Here is a 6,735-nt window from a genome sequence, read left to right as displayed (position 1 = left end):
CGTTCTCAGTGCTGTATTTTTCTATTAAACGTTATTTTCCCTTACCAGAAGATTGGTTTCGCTTCCGGTTTTTCAGTAATTGGTTTTTCTGGGGACTGGGTGGCTACTGCACAGCTTTACCCATAGTTCTGAAGTATAACCGTGGAGGAAAGTTCTACCACTCACAGGACCAATTTCACCACTACAGAAACAACCACCCATAGGAATGTCATGGAAATAACTACTAAATAACTGGGAATCAAAATTGGGTTTTCCGTAAAGTCCTGTACCACGTCCCACACAACTAAACATTAACGCCCCTAAAGCAGAGGATGAATTGCTATTTTCAGCTTGATATTCTTGCAAGAGAAATTCTAATTCTTCAGCAGAGGCTTGAGCATCCCGCAAATGAAATTGTAACCTTTGACCAGGACGGACACGATCGCCAATAGCGATCGCCCCTGCGGCTGGATCTACTCCTAGTAAGTTGCGAATGAGAAAATCACCTTGCTTTAAAGAAAGCTTAAATTCATTCATTGCCAACCCCACAAACAAAGAATGCTGCGCCAGCATTTTTTCCTTATCACTGAGGCGATCAATTAAATTTCGCAACACCGTCAAAGGAACTTGTTCATCCAACTCCAAAATAATATTGCGTTCAGCTTTAGTCACCTGTAATGGTTCACCAATAGGACGGCATCCTTGAGCGACAACACTTTTCAGCACAATATCACCACTCAAAGCCACACCCACAGTACCCTGACGATATAAGCGATCATTGCAAAATAAGCCGATGCGATCGCTGCCAAAACCTCCGCCGACCTGTCCCCCCACAACCACCGAACCAGGGTAAGCAAAATCCAAGCCCTGCAACAAATCATTAGTTCCTGAAGAAAAAGCACTAGACAACAAAATAAACTGGGGTACAGATGATGGTGGCACACCCACTAAATCAATCCAAGCATTTGGTGAGCTATCCAAATCAGGTAACTGATCGCCCAAAATATGAAAAGGGCGAACATCGACACCAGGAAGATGCGCCAACGTCAAACTAATCGCCGCTTCCCCTTCTATTTCCTGAATTTGGTTTTCTGAGTTCGTCCCCACCACACCCGCAGCACCACAACCAATCAGCACTGGTACAGACAGCTTTTCTGCCAGCAATGGTAGAAGTCGGGAATACTCACTCGCAAAAGCAGACGAAATGAATACCAGCCCCAGATCCGCAGGTGCTGTTAAAGATGAAACAGCTTGTTCTACCACATCTGAAACAGCTGCTTCCAAAGAATGACGGGTTGATAGGGCATTTGCCCACTGCATTTGGTCTGCCATGATTGCTGGACTTGTTTTTGTGTTGAGGCTAGTAGTTTGTGTTATCCAGGGAGATATTGCATCTTATCAGAATTGACAAGCTGAATGGGGCGTTTACTCCTATATTCATTTAAATATTAAATATATTGTATGCTTCTTTTTCGGTAGTTATACCCTGCCAAATCTTAAAACATTAAGAGAAATCCGGGTATAGTTGTGGTAATTTGCTGTATTAGTAAGCGATAATCACCATCGCAGTCTAACTGAGCAACTAAGTGGTTAGAATAGTAAGCGAACATTAAAGCAAAAACCGCAATTTTGGATTTTCTCTACTTAGTATAAACAAAACCCAGCGAGATTAACGCAATGACAAACACTCAAGAAACAACCAACACCATTCAAGAAAAAATTCAAGCTGAAGTTGAACAAGCTCGTGTTGTCTGTGATATTTCCGGCAGCAACTCCGCAGAATGTGCTGCTGCTTGGGATGCAGTCGAAGAATTGCAAGCGGAAGCTTCCCACCAGCGTCAAACCAAACCTAAAAACTCTTTAGAGCAATACTGTGATGCTAACCCAGATGCAGATGAGTGTCGGCTTTACGAGGACTAGAGATTTAACTAATCACTCTTAACTAAGGCAGGAGTCCGTTATTGTCATGGGGTTTATACCCCCCCTCACAGGGGTAGGTTTTTAATATGATCTGTGAAGGCAAGACCAGGAAGACAAGGAAGGCTTGTCCTGAGCGTAGTCGAAGGGATGGACAAGGAAGATTTTATACGGACAATGGTTTTTTGACGGGCTATTTTTGTGACTAAAAGTACAGACTTTGTACTGTTTTCCTCCCTTGTCACCTTGTCCACCTTGTCCACCTTGTCTTGCCCTGACGACAATGTAAAATACCTACCCTTGTGAGTTATACCCCCCTCCAAAAACTTTTCTCCTTCAATAGCATTAGCGTAGCCGCACGAAGTCCGGTTTTAGACCCGATTGTTTTGATCATCTCTCAAATCACTGGTCATAAACCTGATCAGGAGACAAATCAAGTCAAAAGTCAAAAGTCAAAAGTCAAAATTACAAAACTTCTGTCTTTTGCCTTTTGCTTGTTGCCTCCTTTAGCGAAGGTAGGAGGCAGGATACTGATAGCTGACGGCTGAATGCTTACAAAAACAACCTTAATTCTACGGTATTAACTAATAAAAACTATGCCACAACTTTGGTTTCGCTCCTATGTCTGGATGGATTATAGATTAGCATTATTATTTAGCTTAATTATTCCCCTGATTCTTCTGATTTGGGCATTTGTACAAAAAGCAGATGGTATACAACGCTTGCTAATAATTTACTGGCGGGTTGCCAGTTTATTGGCCATCACAGTTTACTTAATGATTGGTGGGTTGGCAGTCAGTTTTATCACTGGTTTAATGGCTCGTATTCTCATTCCCATTTCTCTTTGGTTTTGGGTTGATATCAACGATGAAATTGAGTATCAACCGAAAAGTATTTTGAAATTAATTTTCACATCTTGGCGTTGGGCAATGACGATTTATTCCCTGTTAGGTGTAATTAGTTTTGCACCTTTCTTAAGTTGTGCTTTTTCAGAAAATGCCCTCAAATCTAACTACTGTAGAGTTTGGTTAGAAGCACCATTAATGTTTAAAGATTATTTCCATTATAATAGCAAACCAGCTTTTCTTGGGTTTTTGGGCATAATTGGCTTAGTAATTTATGTAGTTTATCTCAGCTATTTTGTATTAGTAAAACTAGGTAAACATGGCAGAAACTCCACACAGTAGTAACATATTAAATAAGGCAGAGGCAGGAAGCTTAGTTGAGGGGGATTTATACCCCGATACCAAAACTTTTCCCCTGAAAAGGCTAGGTTTTCAACCCGATTGTTTCGTATAAAAAAAATAAATAATGCAAATACTCAATTAACTTGTAAAATATCCTTTTGATGAATAATTCCATTGGTAAAAGGCTAGAACAATACACCGTCAAACGACATCAAGAAGTTCTATTAGTAACCATCAATATTGCTGATGAACAAGATAAAATTGCTGTTTTCAAGGGATTTTCTAGTTCTTTGATGCGTCCCACAGCTTTTGATCCAGATGTGCCTGTCTTACCTGATGATGCCATAATTGTAGCTATTGACCGCATAGCCTGTCCTTATAATCCTGAATCTCCCCGTTATATTCAACAAGGTATTTCTTGGGAAGCTATGAAAGCTTTATTGTTAGAAGTAGGTGTTTAGTTTAGGTGACAGGTGACAGGTGACAGGTGACAGCAGGTGGGGAGATGGGGAGATGGAGAAGTCAGGGGGAACAGGGGAAGTAAATAACCTAATCAACTATCAACTATCAACTATCAACTATCAACTATCAACTATCAACTATCAACTATCAACTATCAACTATCAACTATCAACTATCAACTATCAACTATCAACTATCAACTATCAACTATCAACTATCAACTATCAACTGTCAACTATCAATTATCAATTATCAACTATCAATTATCAATTATCAATTATCATGTCCCGTTCTGGTTACACTCTCCCCGTTTTTGCTGGTGCTGCTGCTATTGCGGCTTTACATTGGTTGCGTCATCGTCAACCATTAAATGTAATTAATATTGATTTAATTACACCTGCTGAAATAGCAGAAATACCAATTGAGCAAGTAGCGGGAATATCGGAAAATGCAGCTTTAGCTATTACTCGCAGTGATCCGGGTGATAATCTAGACTTGACAAAAAATACACCAATTTGGGCAACAGTAGAATGGTATCACGGAGAAGGTGAAAGTGTTGTTATTAAAGGTGGAGAAGGAGTTGGCAAGCAAATTAATGGTGAACAAAAAGCTGCAATTTATACTTATGCTCAAAAGTTGTTAACGGAAAACTTGCAGCGACTTTTAGCACCAGGGGAAAAAATCATCGTCACAATTATTTTACCAGAAGGGCGATCGCTGGCGGTGAGAACTTCTAACGCTGCTTTTGGAGTAGTTGAAGGACTTTCTTTATTAGGAACAAGCGGTATTTCCCAACCTTTAAGCACACCAGATCAACTAACAGCTTTTCGCAGTGATTTACAAAACAAAGCTAGTGAGTTTCAAAGCTTAGTTTTTTGTATTGGCGAAAATGGCTTAGACTTAGCACAAAAACAGGGAATAAACCCGCAACAACTGGTAAAAACCGCCAACTGGTTAGGACCTTTATTAGTAGAAGCAAATCTTTTAGGAGTCAAAGAAATCTTATTATTTGGTTATCATGGAAAATTAATGAAACTAGCAGGGGGAATTTTTCACACCCATCACCACCTGGCAGATGGCCGACGGGAAATTTTAGCTGCCCATTGTGCTATCTTGGGTTTACCATCTGCCGAAGTAGAGGTAGTATTTCACAGTCCCACCGCAGAAGCAGCTTTAAAACATCTCCGAGACTTAGATAGCAAAACTGCTAGTAATTGGACTGATCAAGTTTATGGCAGCATTGCCGCAACCATTGATACTCGCTCTCAAGAATATATCAAAAGTCATCTTGACCAAGATATTAACACCACAGTATGCGGTTCTGTGCTTTTCGACCGCAACCGAGAAATTATCATCAAGAGTAAAACTGGTTGTGTCTTAATGGAAAAATTATGTTAACTTAATATGAATAATCATAAATAAAGCAAATAAATAATTTTTTGTATACCTACTCCAGAGTGATTTTTCGCGGTTAATAATAAGCCAAATTTATCGGCTCAATAGGTGCGTCCATAGTCGTATCTATATACAGTAATATATCAGTATAATGTAGTACACATTTTCATAATATTTACTTATGTGGGTTGGATATCCTTACCCAACCTTGTGTACCTCATCAACATGAAATTTGCTGTATTTTAGGTTTCTCGACCATTATTAGCCTAAAAAGCTATTAGCCCAAAAAGCCGGAAATGGTAACTGACGTTTTTACTATCAAAGACACACTCTCACCATCATGAATACAGCGCTGACTCTACCAACCGAAGCAGCACCCCAAACTCAGGAAAATTTGGGGCAGTTAAATCGCCAAATGATTGTTATTCTAGACTTTGGTTCTCAATATTCAGAACTAATCGCTAGACGTATCCGCGAGACTCAAGTATATTCTGAAGTGCTATCCTATCGCACCACAGCAGAACATTTACAGAAACTCAACCCCAAAGGGATAATTTTATCTGGTGGTCCCAATTCAGTTTATAGCGAAAACGCGCCCCATTGTGATCCAGAAATTTGGAAATTAGGCATCCCCATCTTAGGTGTATGCTATGGGATGCAGTTGATGGTTAACCAACTGGGAGGAGAAGTCACCAAAGCGGATCGGGGTGAATATGGTAAAGCATCATTATATATAGATGATCCCACGGACTTGTTAACCAACGTCGAAGATGGTACAACCATGTGGATGAGTCATGGTGACTCAGTGACAAAAATGCCACCAGGGTTTGAATTATTAGCACATACAGAAAATACTCCCTGTGCGGCCATTGCTGACCATGATAAAAAATTTTATGGTGTACAGTTTCATCCTGAAGTAGTACATTCCCTGGGTGGTTTAGCATTAATTCGTAACTTTGTTTACCACATCTGCGACTGTGAACCTACTTGGACGACTGCGGCTTTTGTAGAAGAAGCAATTCGGGAAATTCGCGCTAGAGTGGGAGATAAACGGGTATTATTAGCACTTTCTGGCGGTGTAGATTCTTCTACTTTGGCATTTTTGCTACATAAAGCTATAGGTGATCAATTAACCTGTGTGTTTATTGATCAAGGCTTTATGCGGAAATTAGAACCAGAAAGGTTGTTAAAATTGTTTGAAGAACAGTTTCATATTCACGTAGAGTATGTCAATGCACGCGATCGCTTTATTTCTGCTATTGCAGGTATTACCGATCCAGAAGAAAAACGCCGTATTATCGGTCATGAATTTATTCGCGTTTTTGAGGAAACATCCAAAAAGCTTGGTCACTTTGACTATTTAGCACAGGGTACACTTTACCCAGACGTGATTGAATCTGCTGACACTAACGTTGACCCGAAAACCGGTGAACGAGTAGCAGTGAAAATTAAGAGTCATCACAACGTTGGTGGTTTACCCAAAGACTTGAGATTTAAACTTGTTGAACCTTTGCGGAAACTCTTTAAAGATGAAGTTCGTAAAGTAGGCCGTTCCATTGGTTTACCAGAAGAAATTGTTCAAAGACAACCTTTCCCCGGTCCTGGTTTAGCGATTCGGATTTTAGGCGAAGTGACAGCCGAAAGGTTAAATATTTTACGTGATGCTGCATACCCCCGATGGCGGGAAGCGTCCTTCCTCTTACCTCATTCTGGGAGTAGTAAATGCCCTAGAACCTAAATTAGCCCAGTTGATGTTTCCTTTTGCCAAATTAAATCCTGATGCTGATACTCTAAT

General features: G+C 40.2%; 7 protein-coding genes. 6 read left to right on the top strand and 1 reads right to left on the bottom strand.

From position 1 onward, the window contains the following. Positions 1 to 72: 72 nt before the first annotated feature. Complete coding sequence (locus FFR48_RS23865) at positions 73 to 1,311, bottom strand: FIST signal transduction protein (protein WP_137669086.1); 1,239 nt, start codon at positions 1,309 to 1,311, stop codon at positions 73 to 75. Between the two features lie 345 nt (positions 1,312 to 1,656). Between FFR48_RS23865 and FFR48_RS23860 the strand changes: the two genes are divergently transcribed. The 6 genes from FFR48_RS23860 to FFR48_RS23835 all read left to right on the top strand — a co-directional run. Further along, positions 1,657 to 1,899, top strand: a complete 243-nt coding sequence (locus FFR48_RS23860; protein ID WP_137669085.1) for a Calvin cycle protein CP12 — start codon at positions 1,657 to 1,659, stop codon at positions 1,897 to 1,899. A gap of 593 nt (positions 1,900 to 2,492) precedes the next feature. Further along, entirely contained in the window at positions 2,493 to 3,083 is a 591-nt protein-coding gene (locus FFR48_RS23855) for a DUF3177 family protein (protein WP_190348613.1), read from the top strand. 161 nt (positions 3,084 to 3,244) lie between these two features. Beyond that, positions 3,245 to 3,544 carry a DUF7734 family protein gene (locus FFR48_RS23850; RefSeq protein ID WP_137669083.1) on the top strand — a complete coding sequence of 100 codons (300 nt, stop codon included), beginning with the start codon at positions 3,245 to 3,247 and terminating at the stop codon, positions 3,542 to 3,544. 283 nt (positions 3,545 to 3,827) lie between these two features. Further along, complete coding sequence (gene cbiD, locus FFR48_RS23845; RefSeq protein ID WP_137669087.1) at positions 3,828 to 4,943, top strand: cobalt-precorrin-5B (C(1))-methyltransferase CbiD; 1,116 nt, start codon at positions 3,828 to 3,830, stop codon at positions 4,941 to 4,943. A gap of 337 nt (positions 4,944 to 5,280) precedes the next feature. After that, positions 5,281 to 6,678: a glutamine-hydrolyzing GMP synthase gene (gene guaA / locus FFR48_RS23840; RefSeq protein ID WP_503827315.1), complete on the top strand. Its 1,398-nt coding sequence runs from the start codon at positions 5,281 to 5,283 to the stop codon at positions 6,676 to 6,678. Continuing rightward, positions 6,647 to 6,735 (top strand): DUF5331 domain-containing protein (locus FFR48_RS23835; RefSeq protein ID WP_503827316.1); only part of this gene is annotated, 89 nt, incomplete at its 3' end. The genes guaA and FFR48_RS23835, both read left to right, overlap by 32 nt.

The organism is Sphaerospermopsis reniformis, assembly GCF_005402885.1.
GTDB lineage: Bacteria > Cyanobacteriota > Cyanobacteriia > Cyanobacteriales > Nostocaceae > Sphaerospermopsis > Sphaerospermopsis kisseleviana.
The sequence above is the reverse complement of the archived record's forward strand: the minus strand, read 5'-3'. Positions and strand labels throughout refer to the sequence as shown.